The sequence below is a fragment of the Sphingobium sp. genome (genome assembly GCF_032153725.1).
In the GTDB taxonomy this organism is placed as follows: domain Bacteria; phylum Pseudomonadota; class Alphaproteobacteria; order Sphingomonadales; family Sphingomonadaceae; genus Sphingobium.
In genome coordinates, this window is sequence record NZ_JALDYQ010000047.1 from 1 (window position 1) to 26,002 (window position 26,002).

At 65.4% G+C, this 26,002-nt stretch carries 21 protein-coding genes; 2 read left to right on the forward strand and 19 right to left on the reverse strand.

Annotated features, from left to right (window positions below):
• Nucleotides 1–105: 105 nt before the first annotated feature.
• The 6 genes from RUH75_RS15155 to RUH75_RS15180 form a co-directional block, all read right to left on the reverse strand.
• The gene (locus tag RUH75_RS15155) at nucleotides 106–1,578 is read right to left on the reverse strand and encodes an aldehyde dehydrogenase (protein ID WP_313807430.1); all 1,473 of its coding nucleotides are present in this window, start codon (nucleotides 1,576–1,578) and stop codon (nucleotides 106–108) included.
• A complete protein-coding gene (locus tag RUH75_RS15160; protein WP_313807432.1) occupies nucleotides 1,575–3,167 on the reverse strand; it encodes a GMC family oxidoreductase in 1,593 nt (530 codons plus the stop codon). Before RUH75_RS15160 ends, RUH75_RS15155 begins: the two co-directional genes overlap by 4 nt.
• Nucleotides 3,168–3,173: 6 nt before the next feature.
• Complete coding sequence (locus tag RUH75_RS15165; protein WP_313807434.1) at nucleotides 3,174–4,013, reverse strand: SDR family oxidoreductase; 840 nt, start codon at nucleotides 4,011–4,013, stop codon at nucleotides 3,174–3,176.
• An 84-nt stretch (nucleotides 4,014–4,097) separates the two neighbouring features.
• Complete coding sequence (locus tag RUH75_RS15170; RefSeq protein WP_313807436.1) at nucleotides 4,098–5,432, reverse strand: MFS transporter; 1,335 nt, start codon at nucleotides 5,430–5,432, stop codon at nucleotides 4,098–4,100.
• Nucleotides 5,433–5,471: 39 nt separating this feature from the next.
• On the reverse strand, nucleotides 5,472–6,962 hold the full coding sequence (locus tag RUH75_RS15175; RefSeq protein ID WP_313807438.1) for an FAD-dependent oxidoreductase: 1,491 nt from the start codon (nucleotides 6,960–6,962) through the stop codon (nucleotides 5,472–5,474).
• 105 nt (nucleotides 6,963–7,067) lie between these two features.
• Nucleotides 7,068–9,521, reverse strand: a complete 2,454-nt coding sequence (locus tag RUH75_RS15180) for a TonB-dependent receptor domain-containing protein (protein ID WP_313807440.1) — start codon at nucleotides 9,519–9,521, stop codon at nucleotides 7,068–7,070.
• A gap of 250 nt (nucleotides 9,522–9,771) precedes the next feature.
• Between RUH75_RS15180 and RUH75_RS15185 the strand changes: the two genes are divergently transcribed.
• On the forward strand, nucleotides 9,772–11,406 hold the full coding sequence (locus RUH75_RS15185; RefSeq protein ID WP_313807442.1) for an MFS transporter: 1,635 nt from the start codon (nucleotides 9,772–9,774) through the stop codon (nucleotides 11,404–11,406).
• A gap of 67 nt (nucleotides 11,407–11,473) precedes the next feature.
• On the opposite strand, the gene RUH75_RS15190 is transcribed toward RUH75_RS15185, so the two are convergent.
• The 6 genes from RUH75_RS15190 to RUH75_RS15215 form a co-directional block, all read right to left on the reverse strand.
• A complete protein-coding gene (locus RUH75_RS15190) occupies nucleotides 11,474–12,301 on the reverse strand; it encodes an SDR family NAD(P)-dependent oxidoreductase (protein WP_313807444.1) in 828 nt (275 codons plus the stop codon).
• A complete protein-coding gene (locus RUH75_RS15195) occupies nucleotides 12,298–12,825 on the reverse strand; it encodes a nuclear transport factor 2 family protein (protein ID WP_313807446.1) in 528 nt (175 codons plus the stop codon). The genes RUH75_RS15190 and RUH75_RS15195 overlap by 4 nt, the downstream gene beginning before the upstream one ends.
• Nucleotides 12,826–12,830: 5 nt before the next feature.
• The gene (locus RUH75_RS15200; protein ID WP_313807448.1) at nucleotides 12,831–14,366 is read right to left on the reverse strand and encodes an aldehyde dehydrogenase family protein; all 1,536 of its coding nucleotides are present in this window, start codon (nucleotides 14,364–14,366) and stop codon (nucleotides 12,831–12,833) included.
• 71 nt (nucleotides 14,367–14,437) lie between these two features.
• Entirely contained in the window at nucleotides 14,438–15,610 is a 1,173-nt protein-coding gene (locus RUH75_RS15205) for an acyl-CoA dehydrogenase family protein (protein WP_409592375.1), read from the reverse strand.
• Between the two features lie 7 nt (nucleotides 15,611–15,617).
• On the reverse strand, nucleotides 15,618–16,523 hold the full coding sequence (locus RUH75_RS15210) for a hypothetical protein (RefSeq protein ID WP_313807450.1): 906 nt from the start codon (nucleotides 16,521–16,523) through the stop codon (nucleotides 15,618–15,620).
• A 110-nt stretch (nucleotides 16,524–16,633) separates the two neighbouring features.
• On the reverse strand, nucleotides 16,634–18,316 hold the full coding sequence (locus RUH75_RS15215) for an amidohydrolase family protein (RefSeq protein ID WP_313807452.1): 1,683 nt from the start codon (nucleotides 18,314–18,316) through the stop codon (nucleotides 16,634–16,636).
• Nucleotides 18,317–18,401: 85 nt separating this feature from the next.
• Between RUH75_RS15215 and RUH75_RS15220 the strand changes: the two genes are divergently transcribed.
• A complete protein-coding gene (locus RUH75_RS15220; RefSeq protein ID WP_313807455.1) occupies nucleotides 18,402–19,364 on the forward strand; it encodes a LysR substrate-binding domain-containing protein in 963 nt (320 codons plus the stop codon).
• Here RUH75_RS15220 and RUH75_RS15225 read toward each other — a convergent pair.
• The 7 genes from RUH75_RS15225 to RUH75_RS15255 are packed head-to-tail and all read right to left on the reverse strand — an operon-like array spanning nucleotide 19,308 to nucleotide 25,996.
• Nucleotides 19,308–20,126: a MaoC family dehydratase N-terminal domain-containing protein gene (locus RUH75_RS15225; RefSeq protein WP_313807459.1), complete on the reverse strand. Its 819-nt coding sequence runs from the start codon at nucleotides 20,124–20,126 to the stop codon at nucleotides 19,308–19,310. The genes RUH75_RS15220 and RUH75_RS15225 overlap by 57 nt on opposite strands.
• Entirely contained in the window at nucleotides 20,123–20,527 is a 405-nt protein-coding gene (locus tag RUH75_RS15230; RefSeq protein WP_313807460.1) for a zinc ribbon domain-containing protein, read from the reverse strand. The genes RUH75_RS15225 and RUH75_RS15230 overlap by 4 nt, the downstream gene beginning before the upstream one ends.
• Nucleotides 20,524–21,702: a thiolase family protein gene (locus tag RUH75_RS15235; RefSeq protein WP_313807464.1), complete on the reverse strand. Its 1,179-nt coding sequence runs from the start codon at nucleotides 21,700–21,702 to the stop codon at nucleotides 20,524–20,526. Before RUH75_RS15235 ends, RUH75_RS15230 begins: the two co-directional genes overlap by 4 nt.
• Entirely contained in the window at nucleotides 21,686–23,317 is a 1,632-nt protein-coding gene (locus tag RUH75_RS15240; protein WP_313807466.1) for an AMP-binding protein, read from the reverse strand. The genes RUH75_RS15235 and RUH75_RS15240 overlap by 17 nt, the downstream gene beginning before the upstream one ends.
• Nucleotides 23,314–24,174, reverse strand: a complete 861-nt coding sequence (locus tag RUH75_RS15245; protein ID WP_313807469.1) for an isocitrate lyase/PEP mutase family protein — start codon at nucleotides 24,172–24,174, stop codon at nucleotides 23,314–23,316. The genes RUH75_RS15240 and RUH75_RS15245 overlap by 4 nt, the downstream gene beginning before the upstream one ends.
• Complete coding sequence (locus RUH75_RS15250) at nucleotides 24,171–24,983, reverse strand: dioxygenase (RefSeq protein ID WP_313807472.1); 813 nt, start codon at nucleotides 24,981–24,983, stop codon at nucleotides 24,171–24,173. The genes RUH75_RS15245 and RUH75_RS15250 overlap by 4 nt, the downstream gene beginning before the upstream one ends.
• On the reverse strand, nucleotides 24,980–25,996 hold the full coding sequence (locus tag RUH75_RS15255) for a zinc-binding dehydrogenase (RefSeq protein ID WP_313807474.1): 1,017 nt from the start codon (nucleotides 25,994–25,996) through the stop codon (nucleotides 24,980–24,982). Before RUH75_RS15255 ends, RUH75_RS15250 begins: the two co-directional genes overlap by 4 nt.
• Nucleotides 25,997–26,002 lie beyond the last annotated feature (6 nt).

Sequence of the window (26,002 nt, forward strand, 5' to 3'; positions counted from 1 at the left end):
CCGCGGCTTCACATTATAATCGATAACCCGCTTCACGGGCACAAGGATCTTCATCCCGCTTCTACCTCTGCTCTCACATGCCAATAAGTGGATCGCATCCTCTTCTCAGGACGGCAGATAAATTGTCTGCGCCTCCTGAAAGGACCGAAAACCTTCAACTCCCCCCTCACGCGCGATGCCCGATTGCCTGAGCCCGCCATAAGGCAATGTCCGGTCGATATAGAGCCCGGCGCGCGACACATTGCCGGCGCGCAGCCTTGGCGCCAGACGCCACACGGCATCTTCGTCATGCGTGAAGATGCTCGCATAGAGTCCGTAGGAGGATGCATTGGCGATGGCGATCGCCTCCTCCTCATCCGCATAGGGGATGACGCAGACGACAGGACCGAATATTTCCTCCTGCGCGATGCGCATGCCATTGTCGACATTGGTGAATAATGTCGGATGGAGGAAGAAGCCGGAACCGATACCGGCCGGACGATCGCCCCCGCAGGCCAGCATCGCGCCTTCGCGCACGCCTTCCCGGATATAATCCTCGACCCTTTCCCGCTGCCGTTCCAGCGCCAGCGGCCCCAGCGACGTTGCTGCGTCGAACGGATCGCCGGGACGCAACGCGCCCAATGCGCCAGACATGGCGTCGACCAGATCGGTCGTTTTCCGCCGGGGAACGAGAATGCGGGTCAAGGCCGAGCAGGCCTGTCCGGTCAGGCGCATGCTGCCCGGAACCAGTTGCTCCACCGCCGTTTCCACATCCATGTCCGGCAGGAGGATCGCCGCCGATTTCCCGCCCAGCTCAAGCGCCTGCCGGACAATCCTGCCGCCGCAGACCGCGCCGATATGCCGTCCGACCGCCGTGCTGCCGGTGAAGGTCACCTTGTCGATCCGGGAATCGGTGATCAGCGCTTCGCCCGCCGCATTATCGCCCGGCAAGATGCTGACCACGCCGGGAGGGATTCCGGCATCCTCCAGACATTCGGCCAGCAGGATCGCGTCGAGCGGCGTCGACGGCGCGGATTTGAGGATCAGCGTGCATCCCGCCGCCAGCGCCGGCGCCAGCTTCAGGATCGACAGGCTGAGCGGCGCATTCCACGGCACGATCGCCGCGACGACGCCCACGGGCAGATAGCGGACAAAGGCCCGCCCGCCCTTCCAGGCACGCGCATCGGGTTCGGCCAGGGCTTCGGCCAGATCGGCATAATAGTCGCACAGGTCGGCGGCGGCCTGAGCGCCTGCCACGCTTTCCCGCCAGAGCGCGCCCATTTCCAGCGTCACGGCGCTCCCCAGATCGGCGGCGCGGTGGCGCATGGCCTGCCCCAATCGTCGCAGCATGTCCGCGCGCTCCGAAGGGTGCAAGAGCGGCCAGTCGCCCTTGTAGAAGCTGTCATGCGCGCGCTCGACGGCGCGAGCGACGTCCGCCGGTCCCGCAGCCGCGACGCTGGCGACCTGCGCGCCGGTAGCCGGATTGACGATGTCCAGCCGGCCGCCGTCGATCGGCAGCAGCCATTCCCCGCCGACATAGATGCGTCCGGCATGGCGTTGGGCGAACTCTCTCCCCGCCACGGGTTCATTGCTCGTCATTGACTGTCCTCAAGGATCATGTCCGCGGCCTTTTCGGCGATCATCACCACCGGCGCGCAGGTATTGCCCGACACCATGGCCGGCATGATCGACGCATCGACCACCCTCAGGCCGGCCAGGCCATGGGCTTTCAGCCGCGGGTCCACCACGGCGTCGCTCCCCACGCCCATATGGCAGGTTCCCGCGACATGATGGCCGGTTCCCGCATGCTCGCGGATATAGGCCATGAGTTCCTCGTCATCGGCCCCATCGCCCGGTTCGCTTTCCGCCACCAGAGGCGCCATGGCCGGCTCCCGCAGCATCGCGCGAAGGCGCTTGATCCCCGCCAGCGTGACCATCCGGTCCTTCTCGCTGACAAGATGATTGAGGCGGATGCCCGGCCGGGCCATCGGGTCCGCGCTTTTGAGGAACAGCTCGCCCCGGCTTTCGGGCCGAAGCTGATAGCCCGACGTCATGAAACCGGAAAAAGGCTCCAGCCCGGTGCCGCTTGCATCGGTGCGGAACAGCAGCAGATAGCCCTGGAAATCCGGCCGGTCGAGTTCGGGCGAGGTCCGGTAGAAGGCCGCCCCGAAACCGGCGCTGACCGTCAGGGGGCCCTTGCGGCGGAAAACATATTCCAGCCCCGCGCCCAGACGGCCCATGGGCGTCCGCAACCGATCGTTCATCGTGATCGGACGGGAAGCACGATAGTTGAGGCGGATATTGGCATGATCGGCCAGATTGCGGCCCACGCCCGCGCGATCCAGGACCACCGATATGCCCAGATCCGCAAGCGCGCTCCCCGGCCCTACCCCCGACAGCAGCAACAGATGGGGCGAAGCGATGGCTCCGCCGGACAGGATCACCTCCCGCCGGGCCATCACGCGCCTGGTTTCTCCCTGCCTCGTGAATTCGACGCCGACCGCCCTTTTGCCGTCGAACAGGATGCGCGTCGCCACAGCTTCCTTCAGGACGCACAGATTGGACCGCCGCCTTGCGGGACGGAGATAGGCGGTCGCCGCGCTGGAACGGCGGACATGGCGCGTCGTCATATGATAATAGCCGACCCCCTCCTGCCCGGCGCCGTTGAAGTCGTCCAGGCGCGGCAGGCCCTGTTGCTGGCCCGCCGCGATGAAGGCTTCGGCCAGCGGATGGGGCGCGGCTGGGGGCGACACCGCGATCGGCCCGCCTGCCCCGTGCCATTCGCTCTCGCCGCCATGATAGTCTTCGGCGCGGCGGAAATAGGGCAGGATGTCGGCATAGCCCCAACCCGCATTGCCCGCCGCCGCCCAATCATCATAATCCTGCGCCTGACCGCGCACGTAAAGCAGGCCGTTGGTCGAGCTGCATCCGCCCAGCACCCTGGCCCGTGGAATGGACAGGCGGCGACCGTTCAGCGCCGGCTCCGGCTCGCTCTCGAAACAAATGCTGTATCGCGGATGGGAGGCGAGCTTGCCATAACCCAGCGGGATATGGATCCAGGGGCTGCGGTCCGCGCCCCCCGCTTCCAGCAGGCAGACGGCGTGGCGGCCATTGGCGGTCAGGCGGTTGGCGAGCACGCAACCGGCCGTCCCGCCGCCGATGATCACAAAGTCAGCCTCTTCCATCATGGTCGATCAGAGCCGCAGCGAACCGCCGTCGACGATGAAGGACTGGCCCGTCGTGAACCCGGCCGCTTCGCTGGCGAGGAAGGCCACCGTCGCGGCGACATCGTCGGGGCTGCCGTCGCGGCCGATCGGCACGGACGGCTTCGATTTGGCGATGGTCGCTTCGTCCAGCGGCGCGCCGCCCAGCTTCTTGCTCATGCCGCTCAGCGTCCGGCTGGTGAAGATGAAGCCCGGCAGAACCGCGTTGGAGGTGATGCCGTCCGCGCCCAGATCCAGCGCAAAGGTCTGCGCCAGCGCGATCACGCCCGCCTTCGAGGAGGCATAGGCGGAATTCTGCTTCGACCCCACGCGCCCGGCGACCGATGCGACGCTCACGATCCGGCCCCATTTCGCCTTGCGCATGTGCGGCGCCACGGCTTGCGTCATCAGGAAGGTGCCGGTGACGTTGATCTGAAGAACCCGCTCGAACTCGGCCGGGTCGATCTGCTCGATATCGCCATGCGCCATGCTGAAGGGCGCGCCCGCATTGTTGACCAGCACGTCGATCCGGCCGAAACGGGCGACGACATCGCCGATCATCCGGCGCACATCCTCGATACGGCTGATGTCGCCGGTCAGGGCCAGGGCCGTGCCCCCCTTGCCGCTCAGTTCAGCGACCAGATCCTCCACCCCGTTCCATGCGGCCGCGTCGGCGCGGGCCTGTTCATGCCTGTCGCGCACGCCCGCCGCCTCGACATCGGTCACCACCACGGTGAAGCCATCGGCGGAAAGACGCCTTGCAATCGCGGCGCCGATCCCGTCCTGTTTCCCGCACCCCGTGACGATCGCCACCCGACCAACCGATCCCATATTCCATCACTCCAATTTCGAAATAACCGACAGGACGGCGGGCCCGGAGAGCCTGCTCCCGTCCCGAACCGTCCGGCGCGAAAATCAGGACAAGGTCCGGCGGGCCTCCGCCAACTTGCCGCGCCGCACCAGCGTTGCCGCGGCCAGGTAAAACACAGCCGCCACCAGGAACATTCCCGAAACCGCCACTTCCGCCCAGCGCAGCGGCTCCTCCAGACCGATATTCTGGAAGAAATCGCTCGCCGCGCCAGCAACGACCGGTCCGACGCCATAACCCATCAGGGTCAGCGCGACCGCGTGGATGCCGCCGATGGTGCCGCGAAAGCGGAACGGCGTCAGGCTGAGAAGCGAAGAAAAATGCGTGCCATAATAAAGGGCCAGCAGGAAATTATGCACCGCCAGCAGGACCATGGCATGATGCCAGTCATTCACCAGAAAGGCCGCCATGGAGGAAGGCCCCGTCACCAGCATCAGTCCGGCGACGGCGAAAAGCCCTGCATAGGACGACCGCCGCGCCATCCGGTCGGCCAGGACGCCGCCCAGCAGGACGCCGGTGATGCCGGGAATGAACTGCGCCAATCCCGTGGCGAAACCCGCCTCGGCGATGGTGATATGATGCACGCGCATCAGGAAGGGCGTCAGAAAGGCATGGGTTCCCGCCTGCGCCACGATCAGGCACACGCCCGCCGCCATGATCATCAGCAGGGCAGGCATTTTCCAGAGCAGCCTGAACCCCGTGCCGACCGTGACGGGCTCACCCGCATGCTTCTGCTTTTCCGCGCCCGAATCGAATTGGCCGCGCGCCGGGTTGCGCACCGTGAACAGCAGCAGCAGCGCGAGCAATATTCCGGGGATGCCCGCGACCATGAACACCGACCGCCAGCCGTAATGGCCGGCAATATAACCGCCCAGCGCGAGGCCGATCGATATGCCGATCGGCGTCGAAGCGTAAAAGAAGGATAGCGCCAGCCCCCTTTTTTCCGGCGGGAACAGATCGCTGATGATCGACATCGACGTGGATGATGCCCCGGACTCGCTGGCCCCCACCCCGATGCGGGCCAGAGCCAGCATCGCGTAGGATTGGGCAAAGCTGCTCATGAAGGTCAGGCAGCTCCACACCGTCAGCAGGGCGGACAGGAGACGCGGCCGATGCACGCGATCGGCCAGCATGCCCAGCGGCACGCCGCAAACACCAAAGGAAATGGCAAAAAAAAGCCCGGTGAGAACGCCAAGCTGCGTATCGCTGAGACTGAATTCATGTTTCAGCGGCTCCGCAACCGTCGAAACGATCATGCGGTCAAGGCTGCTGCACAGATAGACCAGCGTCAGCACTATCACGACATAATAGTTGTAGACGTTCGACTGCCGGCTGGGCGACGGGGAACCGACCCTTTGTTCCATGGCCTTAGTTTGCAGCATCGCTCACTCCCGCATCACGATCGATCAACGTTCCGGCCTTCATCCACGTTCCGAGAGCGCCGTCTCCGCGGCGATGGGGCCAAAGGCGAACGCTTCCCCCAGATTCGCGCCCGGAGAGGGATAGAGCACGCCGATCGCGCCGCCCAGTTCGCCCGCGGCGAAAAGGCCCGCGATCGGTTCGGCAAAGGCGTTGAGGACACGGCCTTTCGCGTCACGGCGCGGACCGCCATTGGTGGTGGCACCGCCGGGATAGACCGGAATGCAGTAAAAGGGTCCCTGATCGATGGGAATCATGGATTCCGCGGGCCGGCCATGCGCGTCCCCACCCTCGGCACAGGCCGCATTATATTCCGCGATCGTCCGCGCCGCCGCTTCGGGGTCAAGGCATCCGGCCGCCCTCACCGCCCCCTCGACAGTGTCGGCCTCCTTGATCCAGCCCATCTCCACTTCCGTCCGATTGTCGCGGCTCCAGGCATAATGGCCGAAGGAACCGCCCGAGATCGGACGGGCATTCATGCGCCTGCTGTCGAAGATCCAATAGGCCGGAATGCGCGGATGTTCGAGCAGGTCGGCGTCATAGTGGAGCAATTCATAGTAGAAATTGGGCTTGGACACGGCCTGAAGATATTCATTGGCGAAACGCTTGCCATATTTGTCGACGATCGCGTAGCCGGGCGGGTTGACCGATATGTTGAAGCTGATCTCGCGCCCGTCGGGATGCTTGAAATGGCCCACCGCGCGTCCGATCATCTGGTTCATATGCCATAGATCGGCGCCTACGGCCTGCGCCATGCGGATGCCGTCGCCGGTATTGGCCGGCGCCCCGTAGAAATAGATGGGATAGGCCTTCAGATAGTTCAGGATCATGTCCTGATCCTGTTCGAACCCCCCGCTCGCCAGGATGACGCCGCAGGATGCCCGGAACGCCACGGTTTCTTCGCCAACGGTGCATCTCAGCCCCGTGATCCGGCTATCCTGCTGGATCAGCCGTTCCGCCTTGTGACCGAAAAACGGCGTGATATTGCCTTCCGCCGACACCGCTTCGACCAGCAGGTCATGCAGCGTCTGTCCGTTTCCGAACGGCACGGGTCCCTTGAAGGCCAGTTCGCCCGGCGCGGGCATGTCGACCTCGACCGACGCGGGGTCGACCCCTCTTGCCAGCGGCGCATAGACCTCGATGCTCTCGAAGCCGTTGAGCTTGGGATACCAGCCGCCCGCCATGTGGACGGACTCGATCCCCAGCCCCCGCATCCACTCGCGGGTCTTGACCGCCCGCTCCGCCCAAGCGCGCGTGACGTCGATCGGGATCATCCCTCCCGAACATTCGTCAAGGTAACGCGTCGCGGCCTCTACCTCATTGGCGCCCATGATCAGGCCGCCCGACATGCGCGTGCTGGAATAATGGGCGTCGGCAGTCTGCTTTTCGATCAGCGCGACCCGCGCGCCCTTCCTGGCTGCGGTGATGGCTGCGGCTGCGCCAGCGGCACCAAATCCGACGACGATCAGATCAAATTCTGTATGTTCCTGCATGCGCTGCCAAGCCTGTGATGGAGATTGCCGTCATTCTGTTGTCCGCGACGGAGCAACAAGGGGCGGGATGCGGCCCGAAATGATCCGGCCGCATCCCGCCTTGCGTCATTTGAACTTGTAGGTGACGCTGCCCCCGATGAACCGGGGTTCGGCCTGCACGCCATAAGCTCCCGTCACCGCGGAAAGGGCTGTCGACACGCCGGTCCGGTTCAGGCCGATAGCGGTGAAATATTTCTTGTTCGACAGATTGGTGCCGAAGATGGCGAGTTCCAGCCTGTCGTCCGGAGAGGTCCATGCGACACGCGCATCGAACAGATCCAGCACGCCGGTTTCCGCGCCGGGGAAAGCGATCACGCTGAGCGAGGTATTGCTCGTGTGATTCCATCCACCGCCCATCCGCAGCGATCCGCCAGCAACCGGCAGTTCATAGAGAACGCCAAGCCGGCTGTTGAACTTCGGCGTGTCGGAGAAGGGTTGACCGGACAGATCGACCGGGCTTCCGTTGGCACCCGTGGTCGTGAACGTCTTGTATTTCGCGTCCGCATAACCGAAAAAGCCGCTGAGCTGGAGGCCCTCGACCGGACGCAGCTTGAACTCGCCCTCAACGCCCTGGACGCGCGCCGAACCCGCATTGATGATGACGTTCGAAACGCCACCGCCGCCAGGCAGCAGGTTGCTGAGATAGCGCTGGAGATCCTTATAATCGCTGTAATAGGCAGCAAGCGAGAAATCCAGGGCGCCACCCAGCAGATCGCTGCCCTTCAGGCCCACTTCATAGTCACGGACGCGCTCCGGATCATAGGGCGGGACAAGCGTCGTCACGACCGGAATATTGATGCCGCCCGACTTCTGGCCCAGGCCCGTGCGGGCGTAAACGGAAAGATTGCGATTGATCTTGTACCGCGCGGTCAGTTCGTACGACCAATAGCCGTAGTTCTTCTTGAGGGTGATATCCGGACATTCGCCAGACGCGACGGCATTGCCGTTGACGAGAACGAACCCGCCGGCGGGCCGGAGCACGCCGTTGACCGGAGTGGTGAACAGACAACCCACCGAATTCACGGTTCCGGCCGTGTACAGCCCGTAAGTCGTGCTGCTGGGGTCACTGTTTACCAGTACGCGATCCGGGCTCACCTGGCGCTGATCCCGGGTGTAGCGGACGCCCGCGGCCAGTTCCAGCTGGTCCGTCGCCTTCCACTCCAGATGGCCATAGCCTGCATCGGCAATATTATGCGCGCCCTCGCGAATGCGCAGGTGGTTGCGGAAGGGCGTGGTGGGAGCCGCATTGTTCACCGAATAGGAATAGGTGTCGGCAATCAGGACGCCCTTGTCGCTATAATGATAATAGCCGAGCACATAATCCAGTTTCCCGTCCAGGATCGTACCGGACAGTTGTGGTTCGATCGTGAACTGGTGGGAAGTCCCTCCGGTGACGCTTTCAAGCTGGGTCGCCGGCGATCCTTCAAGATCGATACCGCCCGAAGAACGGAACTGACGATATCCACCGATGACTTTCAGGGTGATATTGTCGCTGATTTCGGATTTCAGCGTGCCACGCCAGAAGTTGATCGTCGCCTTGTCATTGGCCATGACATAGCCGGTCGATCCATCCCAGAAATTGGCCGGACGCAATTGCGCGTCGGTGAATTGCAGACCGGACGGATTCTGCGCGCTGCGCGTTCCGGCGATCAACGCCCCATAGGTGAGGGTTCCCGGCAGCATGCGGCGACCGGCCGGATTCTGGTCGATTTCCGTCCGTTCGTAGGTCAACTGGAGCGATGTCTGATCGCTGGGCTCCAACAGGACGGAGGCGCGCCCGATCCACTCATGCTTGCCGCCATAGCCCTGTCCGGTGATGATGCTGTGTCCCTGCGGGTCCTGGGTGATGCGCTGCGCGCCCAGGCGGACGGCGATCTTGTCCCCGACCGGCACGTTCACGATGCCGCGCAGCAGGACGAAATCGCGCGAGCCGTAATTGATGGCCGCCTCGCCCGAAAATTCATTCAGAACGGGCTTCTGCATGTAAACGCTGATGGCGCCACCGGTGTTGTTCCGGCCCTTCAACGTGCCCTGCACGCCGCGCGCCACTTCGATCGAGGCCACGTCGAACAGCCCTGCCGTCGCGCCCTTGGGCTGACCCAGGATGACGTCGTCATAATAGAAGCCGATCGGCGAGTCGTTGGCGATATTGGCCTGGGCGATCGTCTGGCCGCGAATGACCGCGCCAACCGTCCCGCCACCGCCATTGGTCTGGCGCAGGATCACGTTCGGCGCGACCTTCGTCAGATCGGTGAAGCTGACGACCGACTGGTCGCGAAGCGCGGTCGGCGACAGGGCGGTGATCGCCAGCGGCGCATCCATCACGCTTTCCGAACGCCGGCGGGCATAGACGACGATTTCGTCCGTATGCGCATCCTCTGCCGCCTGCGGATCGGCAGCCGCGGCCGGAGCGGCCTGCGCCGCGCCCGAATTCTGCGCCGCGACCGTCACCGGGCAGGAAGCAAGCAGTGCGATACCCGAGGCTGTGGCCCACCAGGTGCTGCGGTTACTGACTAACAATGTCACAATCTCCTCCCCACTTCCAGGCGAGCTATTTGTTTTCGCCGAATTTGCATCAATGCGACGATAGTATCGTGCGAATCCCGCGAGCGGAAACATAATCTGTCGGCACTTTAGAGATATCGTCTATCCGAATATACCGGAAATCGGCATGAAACGGGGCATCAGTGTCGACATTTTTTCCCTTTTCAGAGAAAAAGCCATTTGCGCCTATGCGGTTCGAGGCCCGCGCGAAACGGAAAGAAGAGACATGGCTGATATGGACAGCTCGCCGTCATGGCGCCGCACGACTGCTCCCTTGGCCAATGCCATTTTCCTGCGATTCTGGATTGCAGGCATGGTTTCCAACTTCGGCACGATGATGCAAACCGTCGCCACCGCCTGGTTGATGACCTCCATCACATCGAGCGCCCGGATGGTCGCGCTGGTCCAGACCGCCGCGACGATACCGGTCATGCTGTTCGCGCTGCTCGCCGGCGCCCTGGCCGACATTGTGGACCGGCGCAAACTGATGCTGGTCGCACAGATCGGCATGGCCGTGGTCGCCCTGCTGCTGGCCTTCGTGACCAGCATCGGCGGGGCCAACGCCTCCCTGCTGCTCGCCGCGACTTTCCTCATCGCGACCGGCAACGCCCTGTACGCGCCGGCCTGGCAGGCCTCCGTCGTGGAGCAGGTCAGCCACGCCCAGCTTGAGGCCGCCTCTTCCCTCAACAGCGTCGGCTTCAACGTTGCGAGAAGCATGGGGCCGGCCGTAGGCGGCGCTTTGGTCGCGATCTGGGGAAGCGCCTGCGTCTTCGCCCTGAACGGCCTTTCCAATCTTGGCCTTGTGGCGACCATCCTGAGCTGGCGGCGCAAACGGCCCGAAGGCGAACTGCCGCCCGAACGGGTCATAGAGGCGGTTTTCTCAGGCCTGCGTTACGCCAGCCTGTCGCCGCAAGCGCTGACCCTGCTGATCCGCGCGTCCGCCTTCGGCTTTTGCGGCAGCTGCGTCTGGGCGCTTACCCCCGTGCTGGCCCATGATGCTCTGGGCGGAGGCCCGCTGACCTTGGGGGTGCTGCTGGGCGGGTTCGGATTCGGGGCGGTCGTCGGCGCCATCCTGCGCGCCAATCTGGGCCTGTCCCGGCCAAGGCTGGTGGGGTTTTGCACCCTGATGTCGGGCGCGGCGACGATAGTGCTGGCGATCACGCCTTTCGTCGCGCCGGCCATATTGCTGATGGCGCTGATCGGCGGCTGCTGGGTGGCGGCACTCACGAGCCTTGGCGTGTCGATTCAGCTCAGCGTGCCCCGCTGGGTCGTCGGACGCATGATCGCGCTCAATCAGATGGCCGTTTTCGCGGGGATGGGCATTGGCAGCTTCCTGTGGGGCAGTGTGGCGCAGGCCTTTGGCGTACGAACGGCATTTCTCTCGGCAGGGATGACGATGGCACTTTCGCTCGTCCTCGCCCGCCGGTTTCCGCTATCGGCGGGCTCGGACCCCGATATCAGGCCGGTGCGCACCACGCCGCTCGACAGCGGCGACGCGCCGTTGCAGGACGGCGAAGGGCCGATCGTCATCACCCTCCTCTATCAGGTATCCACGGAAAAGGCCGCGGATTTCGCCGCCGCGATGGAAGAGCTCGGCCGGGTCCGGCAACGCGACGGTGCCCGGCGCTGGTCGCTTCAGCAGAATCTCGACAATCCGCGTGAATGGCAGGAACGGTACATCAGCACCAACTGGCTGCATCATCTTCGCCGCCAGATTCGTCCGACACAGGCTGACCAGCGGATACGGGACCATGTCGCCAGCCTGCATGACGGGTCGCCGGTGGTGACGCGAATGCTGGAACGATCGCGGGGCGGCCCGCCCTTTCGCGGAACCGCCCCGTTCAAGCTACCCGAGATTTGACGCCGTCGCGCCGGGGGAGTCTGTTTGGAAATGCGCGGAAAAGCGCATTTCGGGTCCGCACCGGCCCTCAGTGGCGCGCCTTCCAATAGCTGTGGTGAGACTTCCATTCGGGATTCGGACGGATGAGCGGCGCCCCTCCATCAACGCTGATCGTCTGCCCGGTGATCCAGCGCGCCTGCGGACTGGCCAGAAACACCACCGCCTCCGCGACGTCCCAGGCGTCCCCGTCATGGGGCAGGACGCAGCGCGCGGCGCGGTCGGCGCGCAGCCGCGCGGCGTCTTCCTCCGTGGGACAGTTCCTGTCGACCATCGCGGTCCACACCTCGCCCGGCCGGACGGTATTGCAACGGATGCCGTCGGGGCCGAACTGCATCGCGATATGGCTGGTCAGTGCTTCCAGCGCCGCCTTGGTCGCGCTATAGGCCAGGCTTGCCGTCGGGTGCACGACGGCGGTGGTAGACAGGTTGACGACCGCGCCCCCTGCGCCCATGCGCGGCAGGGCGGCCTTCGCCATGAAGGCGGCGCTTTTCAGGTTGATGGCGATCGCCCGGTCGAAATCCGCCTCGACCAGCTTGGTGACGACCGATCCACCGCCGACGCCGACATTGTTGATCAATATGTCGAGGCGGCCGAAATGCCCGATCGCCTGAGCCACCACCCCGTCGCAAGCGTCCTGATCGCAAAGGTCGGCCGCAACGGAAAGGGCACGGCCGCCCTCCTGCTCGATCGCCGCGACCGTGCGCGCGCCCGCCGCGGCGTCGACATCGGCCACCACCACCAGGACCCCACGCCGGGCGAGCAGCCGGGCGACCGCCTCCCCAATGCTGGGAACGCGCCCGGCGCTGGCGCCGCCGCCCGTCACGATGGCGACGGTCCCTGTCATGCTGTCCGTCATATCAGTCCCTCAAGCGTCTGGTAGAGTAGGTCGGCGGGCGCAGGCTGGCCAAGATGGCGACCCTGCGGCGGCACGGCGTCGACCGGATCGACCCGCGCCCATTCGTCGACCAGCGTGCGCGCGACAAGCCGCCATTCCCCGCCGGTGCGGGCAAAGCGGTCCAGATAGCGCCCGGCCCTGACCCGCGTCACGCGCGCATCGCCGGCCAGCTGGTCCTGCCAGGACACGATCTGGGATTCCGCCCCGGCGCTGTCCCCTTCCACCCGGATGCGGCTGTTGGAGATGACGTGCATCCGACCCGGCCGCGGATTGGCGGGCGGCTTGATCGCGGCGGCGAAGGCGGCGCCGCTGATCGGCGCCTCCCCGCCCATGTCGATCACGGCCTCCGGATCGATGCATCGCGCCAGCACGCCGCCATCGTAGCGGTCGATCGCGCTGGCCACCGCATAGAGCAGGTCCTGGATGGCGGCGCGATCCTCGATCAGGGCGATGCGGGCGGCAAGATCGCCCTTTCCGTCAGCCATGCCGTTCACTCCGCCGCGACGCTTTCCTCGACCTCGCCCCAGGCAAGGCTCTTGGCCTTTTCGCCCGAGGGGATGCCGAGTACCTTGATCTCCAGATAGGCCTCGAAACCCTGCCGGCCGTATTGGCGACCGATGCCGCTCTGCTTGAAGCCGCCAAAGGGGATGTCCATGTGCATCCATGTGCCGCCATTGACGCTGACCGTGCCGGTGCGCAGCTTCTCCGCAAAGGCATAGGCCTCTTCATTGGTCGCGGCCGCGACCTGCGCCGACAGGCCGTAGATCGAATTATTGGCGATCTCCAACGCATCCTCTTCGGTGTCATAGGGGATGATCGCCAGCACCGGGCCGAAAATCTCTTCCTGCGCGATGGTGTCGCTGGGCTTCACATCAGCGAACAGCGTCGGTTCGATGAAGCTGCCCTGCGGCAGATGGGCCGGGACCTTGCCACCGGACACCAGCCGATTGCCTTCGCTGATCGCCTTTCCGATATGGGCCAGCACCCGTTCGCGATGATGGGCGCTATTGAGCGGACCCATGAAATTATGCGGGTCCTGCGGATCGCCATAGGTCACAGCCTCCATCGCCGCCTTGGCCGCCGCGACGCCCTGTTCATAACGGCTGCGCGGCAGCAGGAGGCGGCTGCGCGCCACGCAGCCCTGCCCGGCATTGGCGCAGATCGTCTTCGCCGCGATCGCCGCATGCTCCTCCACATCCGCGCTTTCCAGCACGACATAGGCGGACTTGCCGCCCAGTTCGAGCAGCATCCGCTTGAGCGAACCGGAACAGGCCTGCGCCACGCGGCGCCCATTGGGCGCCGAGCCGGTGAAGGCGACCATGTCCACGCGCGGATCGTTGGTCAGGATTTCGCCGGCCAGATTGTCCCTGGCGGTCACGATATTGACGACGCCCGGCGGAATGTCGGTTTCTTCCGCGACCAGCTTGCCGACGATCGTCGCCATCCAGGGCGCGTCCGGCGACGGCTTCAGGATGATGACGCTACCCGATGCCAGCGCCGGTCCCAGCTTGCCGAGGCCCGATCCCCATGGCCCGTTCCACGGAATGATCCCCGCGACCACGCCCACCGGCTCGTAACGAATCCGGCGGTCGCTGACGACGCCGCGGAAATCGACGCTGGGCAGCGGCTCGTCAAAGGCGAAGCTCTCCGCCTTTTCCGCATAGTCGAGCAGGCGGTCGACAGGCACGTCGAACAGCGTGTCCCGCGTCAGCCAGATCGGGGTGCCGACTTCCGCCACCAGCAGCGGCCGGATTTCCGCCGCATGCCGCTTGAGCGCATCATGCAGCTGCCGGATGCAATGCGCCCGGAACTTGCCGTCGCGCGACCAGTCGGTTTTGTCGAAAGCACGCCGTGACGAGGCGATGGCCCGTTCGAAATCCTCCTGCGTGCCATCCGCGGTCACGCCGATGACTTCGCCGGTTGCCGGATTGATATTGTCGAAGACAGCGCCGCTGGAAGAGGGGACGAGCTGACCATCGATCAGCATGCGCCATTCAGCGATCGGCGGGTTCTTATACTCGGTCATAAATCCTCTCCCAACGGGCTCATGCGCCCAGAATGTCGACAGTTAAAATGCTGATCCCGTTCAGATGGCCATCAATAGGACCGCGGCAGGCCCAGCACATGTTCGGCCAGATGCGACAGGATCAGGTTCGTGGAAATCGGTGCGACCTGGTAGAGCCGGGTTTCGCGGAACTTCCGTTCAACGTCATATTCTTCCGCAAAGCCGAAGCCGCCATGCGTCTGGACGCACATGTCGCCCGCAGCCCAACTGGCATCGGCCGCGAGCATCTTCGCCATGTTCGCCTCCGCGCCCGGATTGACGCCGGTTTCATAAAGCCCCGCGGCATGATGGACCATCAGCTCCGCCGCGCGCATCTGCGCATAGGCCTTGGCGATCGGGAACTGCACGCCCTGATTCTGGCCGATGGGCCGCCCGAAGACATGCCGCTCCCGCGCATAGTCCGACGCCTTTTCGATGAACCATTTGGCATCGCCAATGCATTCGGCCGCGATCAGGATGCGCTCCGCATTCATGCCCGACAGGATGTAGCGGAACCCCTTGCCTTCCTCGCCGATCAGATTGGCGGCGGGCACGACCAGATTGTCGAAGAACACCTCCGTGGTGGAATGGTTCATCATCGTCCGGATCGGCTGGATGGTCATGCCGTTGCCCAGCGCCTGACGCATGTCGACCAGGAACACCGACAGGCCGTCGACCTTCTTCTCCACTTGGTCGGCGGGCGTCGTCCGGGCGAGCAGCAGCATCAGGTCGCTATGTTCGGCCCGGCTGGTCCAGATCTTCTGCCCGTTGATGATGTAGTTGTCGCCGTCCCGCACCGCCGTCGTGCGCAGGCCCAGCGTATTGGTGCCGCTGGTCGGCTCCGTCACGCCGAAGGCCTGAAGCCGCAATTCGCCGCTGGCGATGGCGGGGAGGTAACGTTGCTTCTGTTCCTCGCTGCCATGGCGCAGGATGGCGTTCATGATGTACATCTGCGCGTGGCAGGCCGATCCGTTGCAGCCCGTGGCCTGGATCTCCTCCATGATGACTGCCGCCGCCGTCAGCTTGAGGCCGCTGCCGCCATATTCCTCGGGGATCAGGGCGGCGAGGAAACCGGCCTTCGTCAACGCGTCGACAAAGGCGGTGGGATAGGCGGCCTCCCGGTCGAGGGCGCGCCAATATTCGCCCGGAAATTCGGCGCACAGCGCATGCACGGCCCGCCGGATTTCGGCAAGATCTTCGGCTTCATGATGAGTCATGGCGTTCATCGCAGTCTCAGTCCTTCCAGCCGTCGAAAATATCGCCAGCCTCGCGCTGGACCATGGTGGCGGCCTCCATCTGGCCATAGACCAGCGCATTGCCGATGACGTCGAGCGTGTCGGTCTTGGAAACGCCCCAGGCCTTGCAGAGCAGGACGTTTTCGCGAATGCCCTCTGCCACCCGGCTCATCACGTGATAATAGAGCATCGCGGTCGGCCAGCACTGCTTGGGCAGGTTGTACAGCATGTTCTCCATGCGGGCACGATGCGTCTTGATCAGCGTCGGGCGATGCTCGGCCATGAAACGGACATAGGGCGGAATCTCCCCGATCGTGCGCAGATACCAGTCGTAGAGCTTCGCCTTTTCATCGGCGTCGAGCGTGACGGTGGAGAAATCGAGCCCGGATTTGAACGCGTCCAGATCGACCGCCCAGCCTGCGGGAAATTTGGCGGGCGGATCGGCCTTTTCGGGGAAGTCCAGCCCCTGCATCGCTTCCTGGATCGTCTCCATGCCGCGCGGTCCGGCGTGGACGAACGCCATGGCGATCATCTCATCGGCCTGGGCGCGGTTCAACCCGTCGTTGAGGAAGCTGTGCATCACATAGCGCGCGCCCTTCACATAGCCCATCAGCATGTAGAAGGCGAGCGTCCCGCCGCCCATCACCGCCGGTTCCACCCGCAGCGTCAGGCTGCAATAGAGGCGATAGCGCTTGAGCACTTCGGGGCTGCGGTCGATCCACCAGTCGAGCCCGTTCATCGGGACGCCGAACTGGCTGCCATAATGCCCCTTGAACGCGGCGATTTCCTCGTCGGTGATCTCGGTCGGCTTCGACAGGTCGAGTCCGCGATGGACCCAATTGCCGGCGGACGGGTCAAACCCTCCGCTGACCTTCCGAAGACCCTGCACATCACGCGTCGACATCCCAATCTCCCAATTCCATCCGGCACTGGCCGCATCTCAAGTGTCGACAGTTATCCATTACACCCATGATGGCAACTGCCGCCGCCACAATTCGCGGTGGCGAACTCCGCTCAGTGATAGGCCCGCAGCACCCGGCCCGGCCGGACCGCGCCCGCGTCGATCGATCCGGCCGCGTCGGCCACCTGCACGCCGTTGATCCACACGCCATGAACGCCCAGCGGATCGGTGCGCAGGCGGCTCGCCCCGGCCGGCATGTCGAACAGGCGACGCTTGACGCCAATGCCCACGGTCGCCGGATCGAACAGCAGGATGTCGGCGGCATGGCCGGTCCGCAAGGTGCCGCGATCGACGAAGCCGAACAGATTGGCGGGCTGCGACGTCAGCCGCCGCGCCGCCTCCTCCAGCGTCAACACGCCCAGTTCGCGGACCCAGCGGCCCAGCAGATGCAGGCCGAAACCCGCCTCGCACAGGAAGGACAGATGCGCGCCGCCATCGCCCAGCGAAATCTGGTTTTCCGGATCGGCCAGGATGCGCCCGACCGCCTCGACATCATAATTGGAGAATTCGGTGGCGAAATTGGTCCTGAGATCCTCGGCCAGCCCCAGGTCAAGGAAATAGTCGAAGGGATGCTGGTCCGCTTCCGCTGCCAGTTCCCCGACTGACCGCTCCTCCAGATGCCGATTTTCCGGCAGGCCCGCCTCGGCCACGATCATCTTGGACCAGTCCCCCCGGAAAATGCGGGCGCCGACCCCGGTTTCGATGTCGCGCTTCATGGCGGCGCGGAACACCGGATCGGCCAGCACCCGGCGATAGTCCGCATCGTCCTGCGCCCGGATCGCGGGCGCCCATTCGCCATAGGCCTCGAACGGATAGGGGTTGCCGAGCGTGAAATCCATCGACATCGGCATGCAGGAACATTGGCCGTAAAGCCGGGCGCCCCTTTCGCGGGCGGCGCGCATCTGGCGAAGGTCGTTGAAGACCTGATCCGGCTTGGACGGATGATGGCGCATGGCCGATACCAGCATCGGACGCCCGGCCTGCGCGGCAAGGCTCTCCAGATAGGGAACGCCCGTCTCCGATCCCTTGACCAGCATCAGCATGCCGCGCCCCGTCTCTCCGACCGCGTTCATCAGGGCGCGCATCTCGCGCTCGTCGGCCAGCCGGGACGGCATGGGCACGCCGCCGTCGCCCACATGCTGCTCATGCGTCGAGGTGGAGAAGCCGACCGCGCCCGCCGCCATCGCCTCGGTGACGATGGCCCGCATGGCCGCGATTTCCTCTTCGGTCGCGGCCCGGTCCGACGCCTCTGCCCCCATGACATAGGTGCGCAGCGCCGAATGCCCGATATAGACGGCCAGATTGGGGCCGACCCCCTGCCGTTCCAGCATGTCCAGATATTCGGGATAGGACTGGAAATCCCAGCGGATTCCCTCCTGCAATGCCTCCAGCGACATGCCTTCCACTCGCATCAGGTGGCGCATCATCTGTTCGCGATGTTCCGGCATGGTCGGCGCGATGGTGAAGCCGCAATTGCCCGTCACGACGCTGGTCACGCCATGGGCGGGCGACGGATCGCAGAACGGGTCCCAGGTGACCTGCGCGTCATAATGGGTATGCGCGTCGATGATGCCGGGCATCACGGCCAGACCCTGGGCGTCGATTTCCTGCCGCCCCGGCCCGACGTCCGCGCCCATGGCGGCGATCACGCCCCCGGAAATCGCCAGGTCGCCGACGAAGGAACGGTCGCCCGTCCCATCGATTATGGTCGCGCCCCGAATGACGACGTCATGCATTCTCTCAATCTCCTTCGGGGCCGATTATGCCTGATCGATCGATTTTATCGAGTGCATCGGGTGAATTGTTTGATATGAAATTTGAATGGACCAGACCCTCTTCCAATCCTTCGTCATCCTCGCGGAGGAACTGCATTTCGGCCGCGCCGCCGAACGGCTGGGCATTTCCCAACCCCCTCTCAGCGGCAGGATCCGCCAGTTGGAGGAGCTGGTAGGCACGCGCCTGTTCGAACGGACCAGCCGCCGGGTCACGCTGACCGATGCGGGCACCGCCCTGCTGGAACAGGCCCGCGACATCCTCTCCCGCACCGAAGCGGCGATCGCGCACAGCCGCCGCGTCGGCAATGGCGAGGTGGGCGAGATCAGGCTGGCCATGACGACCTCCGTTCCGTTGCTGCCGCTGGGCCCCGCCATCATCGGAGATTTTCGGGCGAGCCATCCCGACGTGCGGATCATGATCGAGGAATGGCATTCCGCGCGCCAGCTCGAAGCGGTGGGAACGGGCCTGCTGCACGCCGCCTTCATGCGCCTGCCGGGCGACAGGCCGCCGCAGGACCCGGCCATCGCCGCGCTGCCGCTCGATCGGGAGGAATTGCGCCTGTTCCTGCGGACGGACGACCCGCTCGTCCGCGCCGCCGCTGGCCGGCCCGTGGCGCTGCGCGATCTGGCGGGTCGCGATTTCGTGATGTTCGACCGCTCTTCGCGCCTCACCGTGCCGGAGGAAGTGCGGGCGCTGTGCCGCGCCGCCGGGTTCGAGCCGCGCATCAGCATCGAGGCGCGGGAATCGCTGGTGCTGTGCGGGATGATCTCGGCCGGGGCAGGCGTGGCGATCCTGCCCGCATCTTTCCGGCATATCGGCGTGGCGGGCGTCACCACGCTGCCGCTGACGGAACCCACGCCCTTCCTGACGACGTGGCTCGCCTATCCGGCGGCGCCCCGCTCGCCGCTTACCCGCCGCTTCGTGGCCAGCGCGCGCCGGACGATGGCGGGATCAACGGGCGCGGGCAGTGGCAGCCATGCACCTCTGCCCCCCTTGGGCAGTCCATAGGGCCAGCCCCTGTTCCCCGCTTTCGCTGACAAGGCCGAGCGGCAGGCCCGCATAGGCCGCCGTCAGGCCCCTAAAGGCGAAAGTCCCCAGCGCCCGGCCCAACCGGGCCTCAGCATGATCCGCAAGGATCGTCGCCTGCAACGGCCCCTGCACGACAAGCGCGGGATAGCCCTCCTCCGCCTGCGCATAGGGCGCGTCATAATGGATGCGGTGGCTGTTCATGGTCAGCGCCGAATAGCGGAACAGCAGGACGGGATCGGGTTCGAAGACCGCTTCCCACGCCGGATCGCGCACCGCCTCTGGCAAGGTCGCGACCGCCGTGGAGGCCGCGCGATAGACCAGATCCTGCCGCTCCCGGATCGCCAGCCCCGCCCGGCCGTGCAGTTCGTGGCGGACGGTCACGAAGATCAGTTCTCCGCTGCGTCCGTCCTTGCGGTCGATGGCCGATACCGTGGAGCGGCGCGTCACCTGCTCGCCAAAATGCAGCGGCTGGAGGAACTCCACCTCCCCGCCCGCCCACATGCGGCGGGGCAGCGGAATGGGCGGCAGGAAGCCCCCTTTGGCCGGATGCCCGTCCACCCCCGTCTGCGCGGGGGTCCGCGCGTCCCAGAAATGCAGCCAGTGGTGCAAGGGGGGCAGAGGATCGCCCTCCGCCACCACAACATCCCTGCCAAGCGCCGCCAGCAGGACATTCGATCGCGCCGGGTCCAGCCGATCTTCTTGCTCCTGAACGCGCCCGATCCATGGCTGCCAATCGCTCACCCGACCTGCCCTCCGCTGATGACCGGCATGGCGCGGCCGTCTTCGCTGAGCCGCCTGAAGCCGATTTCGACCTCATCCCCCGCTGCCACCGCCACGCCCGCCGGCACATGCACCTGCAACCGCACGCCCGCCACATCGACCTGCGCGACGGCATAGGGGATGAGGCGGGCAAAGGCCTGCTGGAACGCCCGCTGATAGGTGACGACCGTTACCACCCTGCCCAACGGTTCCACCGCCCGCCAGTCGACCGCGCCGCCAGTGAAGGGGCTGGCGGGGCTGGGCGGCCAGAATGTCCGGCCGCTCCCGACGCAATGCGGCAGGACCAGCCTGCCTTCATCCGCCCCGTCCCAGAAGGGCCGGTTGAGCGCATTGACGACCGGATCGATGCTTTCCGCCATCATGACCGCTCCAGGATCAGGGCGTCGCCGCCCACGGTTGCCCACATGGCGCGACGGGCGCCGTCCACCTGCCGCCCGCCCGCCTCGCCGCGCAACTGGGTGACAAGTTCGCGGATCTGGCCCCAGCCGTTCATCTGCGCCTGGCTCAACTGCCCCCCGCTTGTGTTGGTCGGCAAGGCACCGCCCAACGCGATGCGCCCATCCTGAACCCAGGGCAGCGCCTCCCCCTCCCCGCAAAAGCCGAAATCCTCCAGCGCATAAAGCGGGAGGGGAGAGAAGGAATCATAGAGGCCCAGCACGTCGATCGCCTCCGGCGCCGTGGCGGCCATGGCATAGACCTGCTGCGCGCAGGCTTCGGCCAGGGAAAGCCGCTTGCCCGACTGCTGGTTCATCCCTAGCCCATAGGGCGCGAAAATGAACGTCTCCCGCCCAGCACGAATACCCTGCATGCCGGTGATGGCGACCGATCGTGGCGCGTCCGCCGCCGCAACGATGGCGCAAACCGCCCCGTCCCCGACCGGCGAACAGTCGAGCAGCCGCAACGGATCGATGATCGGCCGCGCAGCGCGATAATCCTCCCAAGCCATCGGCCCGCGCATCACCGCATCGTCGGTCAGGCGCGCATGCCCCCGGAATGCGATCGGGATCGCGCCCAGCATTTCCCGGTCATGGCCATAGCGGCGGCAATAAAGGTCGAACCCCATCGCCGCCCCCGCCACGGGCGACGCCATGCCGATATGCCCCGCCTCGCCATGTGGCCCGCCATTTTCGCGGAACTGCTCATGGAAGAAGGGGTTGTTCGCTTCCCCGATGCGCCCCAGATCGCTGTTCTTCATCGCCATCAGGCAGGCGACCCGCGTCGCCATGCCGGTGGCGACCGCCATCGCCGCATGGGCGATCACCGTCGCGGCGAATCGGCCATGCGCCCAGGTCTGGCTGCAAAAGCGCGGGCTCAATCCGAATGTTTCGGCGATGCCGTCATAATCGGCGCCGCGCGGGCTGCCGACCTGCACGATCAGCCCGTCGATCTGCTCCTTCACCAGTCCCGCGTCGTTCAGCGCGCCATGCAGCGCCTCGCCAGCGAACTGGAAGACGGACGCGTCGGGACGCCGCTCGAAACTGCTCGCGCCGATCCCGACGATGGCGGTCCTGCCTGCGATGTCAGAGCCCAAGCGCACGCCTCGCTTCCTCTGCCAGCTTGTGCTTCGCCACCTTGCCGCTGGCGAGGCGGGGTAGCTCCTCCTCCGTGCGGAAGAAGACATGGTGCGGCACCTTGAAGGATGCGGCGCGTTCCTTGACATACGCCTGCACGTCCGCCGCCGCCATCGCCGCGCTGCTGTCGACGAAGGCGACGACCAGCTCGCCCCGCACCTGATCGGCCACGCCCACCACATAGGCGTCGCGGACGTCGGGATGCCCGGCGATGAGCTGCTCGACCTCGACCGGCGACACGTTGATGCCCCCGGATTTGATCACTTCCTTCAGCCGCGAATGGAAATGGAAACGCCCGTCCCCGTCCAGAAAAGCCAGGTCCCCGGTGTCGAAGAAACCGTCGGGCCGCAACGCCTTGGCGGTTTCGACGGGGTTGTTGAGATAGCCCATCGTCGTATGGCCCCGGATCAGGACCAGTCCCACCTGCCCCTGCGGCAGATCGCGCCCGGTCTGCGGATCGACGATGCGGATTTCCATGCCCGGCAGCGGCGTGCCGCTGGTTTCCAGCTTCGCCTCCAGCGGATCGTCGGGCCAGCCCACCGTGGCATTGCCATAGGTTTCCGTCAGGCCATAGGCCGGAACCGCACCGGCAATGCCCATCTCCACCAATGTCAGCCGCTTATATTCGGCCACCGTTCCGGCATTGCCCTTTTGCAGGCTGCCAATCCGCGCCTGGGCATAGTCTGCATGGTCCAGCATGGCGCGGGTCATGTTGCCCGTGCCATAATAGACGGTCGACCCGGTCTTCTGGATCGTGTCAATCGCGCTCCCTGCCTCGAAATGCCCTTGCAGCACCAGCGTCGCGCCCCGCGTGAAGGTCGCCGGCAGGGCATTGGTCGCTCCCAGCCCGTAAAAGAGGGGCGTGCCAAGCCAGACGCGGTCTTCCTGCACGATCCCCCGCCTGAGCCCCAGTTCATATCCATTCCGCACCACGCCGCGATGCCCCAGCAAAACGCCCTTGGGCTCGGCGGTGCTGCCGGATGTGTAGAGGATGAACGCCGGATCATCGGATGAAACCAGCGCCGCCGCGGCATCCAGATCGGACGCGGAAACACTCTCCCCCAGCGTCATCAGCGCATCCCAGCGCGGCAATCCCGCCGGCGCATCGCCAACGAAGATCATCGTCCTGAGCGCCGGAAAGCGCGGATCGGCCGCCTGCCCCATCGCGGCCCCGACGGCGTCGGGCGCGACCTTGCGCAGCAGGTCGACATAATCGGTCTTGATGAACCGCGCGGCGGCCACCAGCAGCTTGACCTCGCAATGGGCCAGCGTCCAGGCCAGTTCCGTCTGCTTGTACCAGGTGTTGAGCGGCACGAAGGTCGCGCCCAGCCGCGACGCGGCCAGCGCCATGATCACCCATTCGGGCTGATTGCCCAGAAGCACGCCGACACTGTCGCCCCGGCCGATGCCCAACGCCAGCATGCCGCGCGCCGCCACCGCCGCGCGCTCATCCAGTTCGGCATAGCTGATGGCGCGGCCTTCGAACATGATGGCGGTATGCGACGGATGGCTTTGCGCCTTCTCCGTCACGACCCGCGCCAGCGTATCACCCTTGGGCTGGACCATGGCCGCAGCATTCATTCCTCATCCTCCTCGATCGCCCAGAAGCTCGGCATGTCGACGATCTCCAGCGTTTCCTTGCGCGCCCGCACCAGCAGTTCGTCCGGCTGCCCAATGCGGCCTGTCGCCTTCAGCCCCTGCCACAGATCGGCCAGCACGGCGGTGACGGCGGCGACGCCGTTGAACGGATAAAGGGCAAGGGCGAAGCCCGCCGCCTCCAGTTCCGTCACGCTCGGTATCGGCGGCACCACGCCGCCGATCCAGATCAGCGGCAATTGCGGCACGGCGGCGCGGACAAGCCTCACACGTTCCGGATCCAGATCCAGCAGGATCAGCCCGTCGGCCCCCGTCTCCGCATAAGCGCGGCAGCGGGCGATGGCCTCGTCGACCGATCCGCTCACGCGCAGAGCGTCGCTGCGTGCAAAGATCAGCATGTCGGACCGGGCGGCGCAGGCGGTGCGAATGCGCGCCGCCATCGCCTCAGTGGAAACCAGCGTGCCCTGCCCGCGATGATAGGCGGCACGCTTCGGATAGGGCTGGTCGTCGATATGGATCGCCGCCGCGCCCGCCCCTTCCAGTTCCCGGACCGCGCCGTGCAGATGGGCCAGATTGCCGAAACCGGCTCCGGCATCGACCACCAGCGGCTGATCGACAGAGCGAGCGACCCTCGCAGTCAACTCCACCGTTTCGGTAAGGGTGAGAAAGGGTTGCCCCTTGCCCACCCCCAAAGCCATGGCGTTCCCGCCCAGATAGAGCGCGTCATGCCCGGCCCGCGCCGCGATGCGCGCCGACAGCACATCCGCCACCCCCGGCGCCGTCGCCAGCCGCCCGGAAGCGAGAAGCGCGCGGAGCCTTTCCTCTCCGCGAGCACGGCTCACGCGCTTTCTCCGCCCACCGCAATCACCAGATCGAAGACGGCGTGATATTCGTTCGCCTTCCCCTCGATCGGCTTCATGTCGAGGATCAGGTCCTCGCTCACCGCTTCCTCGACATAATCGCTGCCCAGATAGGGATTGCCCGGAATGAAGAGCTGGGTGATCAGCCGCTGCCGGCCGCCGGCGCGGACCATCAGATGGATATGCCCGGCCCGCCGGTTGTGACGGCCCATCGCCCGGAACAGTTCGCCGATCGGGTCGTGATCGTGATCGGAATAATCCTTGGGAACGGCCGTGCGAATGCTGTAACGTCCCTGATCGTCGCTGCGCACGACGCCAGACAGATGATGCCCGGCCCGGTCATAATGACCGTCATGATCGGCCTGCCAGAAATCAAGCTCGGCTCCCGCCACAGGCTTGCCGGTCGCAACATCGGTCACGACGCCCTCCAGCACCAGCACCGGCGATCCTGCCGGCGGCGGGGCGTCGAACAGATTGCCGTCGGGCCGGAACGGCGCGGTGTCCTTGTGGAACGGCCCTTCCAGATTGGGGCGGGTGGCGCCCTCGACGCGGGCGGTCACGTCCACGCTCGTCATCGCCAGCGCGACATCGATCAGGCTGCGGCAGAAGCCCGCCTGACCCAGCCGGTTGAAATAATCGCCCGCGGCATGCAGTTCGTCCTGATCGATCGCGAACTCGCGGACGACCTCCTTCATCTTCTCGACGACGCGCGAATAAATGGCCTTCAGCCGCTCATTGGGTTCCACGCCTTCCAGTTCGGCGGCGATCTGACCCTCTCCAAAATTCGTCATGGTTTCAATATTATGCGGCCGGCCGCCGCACCTCCCTCAACAAGCCGATGCGCCTCGGCAACTTCCTCAAGCGGCATGATCCGGGCAATCTGCGGCTGGACCACGCCCGATGCCGTCAGCGCGATCGCGTCTTCCAATTGGACGCGGCTGACGCTGCCCACGCCCAGTATCTGCGCGCGCTTGAAGAAGATGCGGGCGGGATTGATCGCAATATTCTCGCCATAAAGCTGGCCGACCATCGCATAGCGGCCATGCACGGCCAGACTGTCGAAGGCGGCGTCGAACACGCGGCTGCCGACGGTATCGATCACCACATCCACGCCACGCCCATCGGTCAGCGCCCGCACTTCTCGGGCGAAAGCATCCGGCTCCGCGACGACCGCCTCATGCGCGCCGATCGCAGACAGCATGTCGCGCTTGTCCTCCGACCGGGTGACGGCGATGACCCTGGCGCCCATCGCCCGCGCGATCTGCACGGCAGGCACGCCCACGCCGCCGGTCGCACCAGTGACCAGAACCGTCTCCCCGATGGAGACATGGGCGACGTCGCGGACGGCATTGACCGCCACGCCCGCGCTCGGCCCCAGCCCACAACTCACCTCGAACGGCATGTCCGCCGGGGTCCGCACGCAGGCATCCTGCGGCAAGGCGACATATTCGGCATAGCCGCCGCGCACCGGACGACGTCTGGAACAGGTGGTTTCCCGGCCGCTGCGACACAGGTTGCACCGGCCGCAGCTTGAAAAGGCCTTGGTGCAGACCCGGTCCCCGATCTGGAGATCCTCGACCAGCGCGCCCGCCTCCACGACCGTCCCGCTGATTTCCAGCCCGATGATCAGCGGATAGCTGACGTCCCGTTTATAGGTGCCGTTGCGCTCCACGACATCGCGGAAGGACACGCCGCAGGCGCCGACCCGAATGAGCACATCATCGGGACCGACATCGGGGCGATCCACCTCGCAAATGTCAAAGGCGTCAGGGGAACCGGCAGCATGAAGGACGGCGGCGCGCATCGCCCG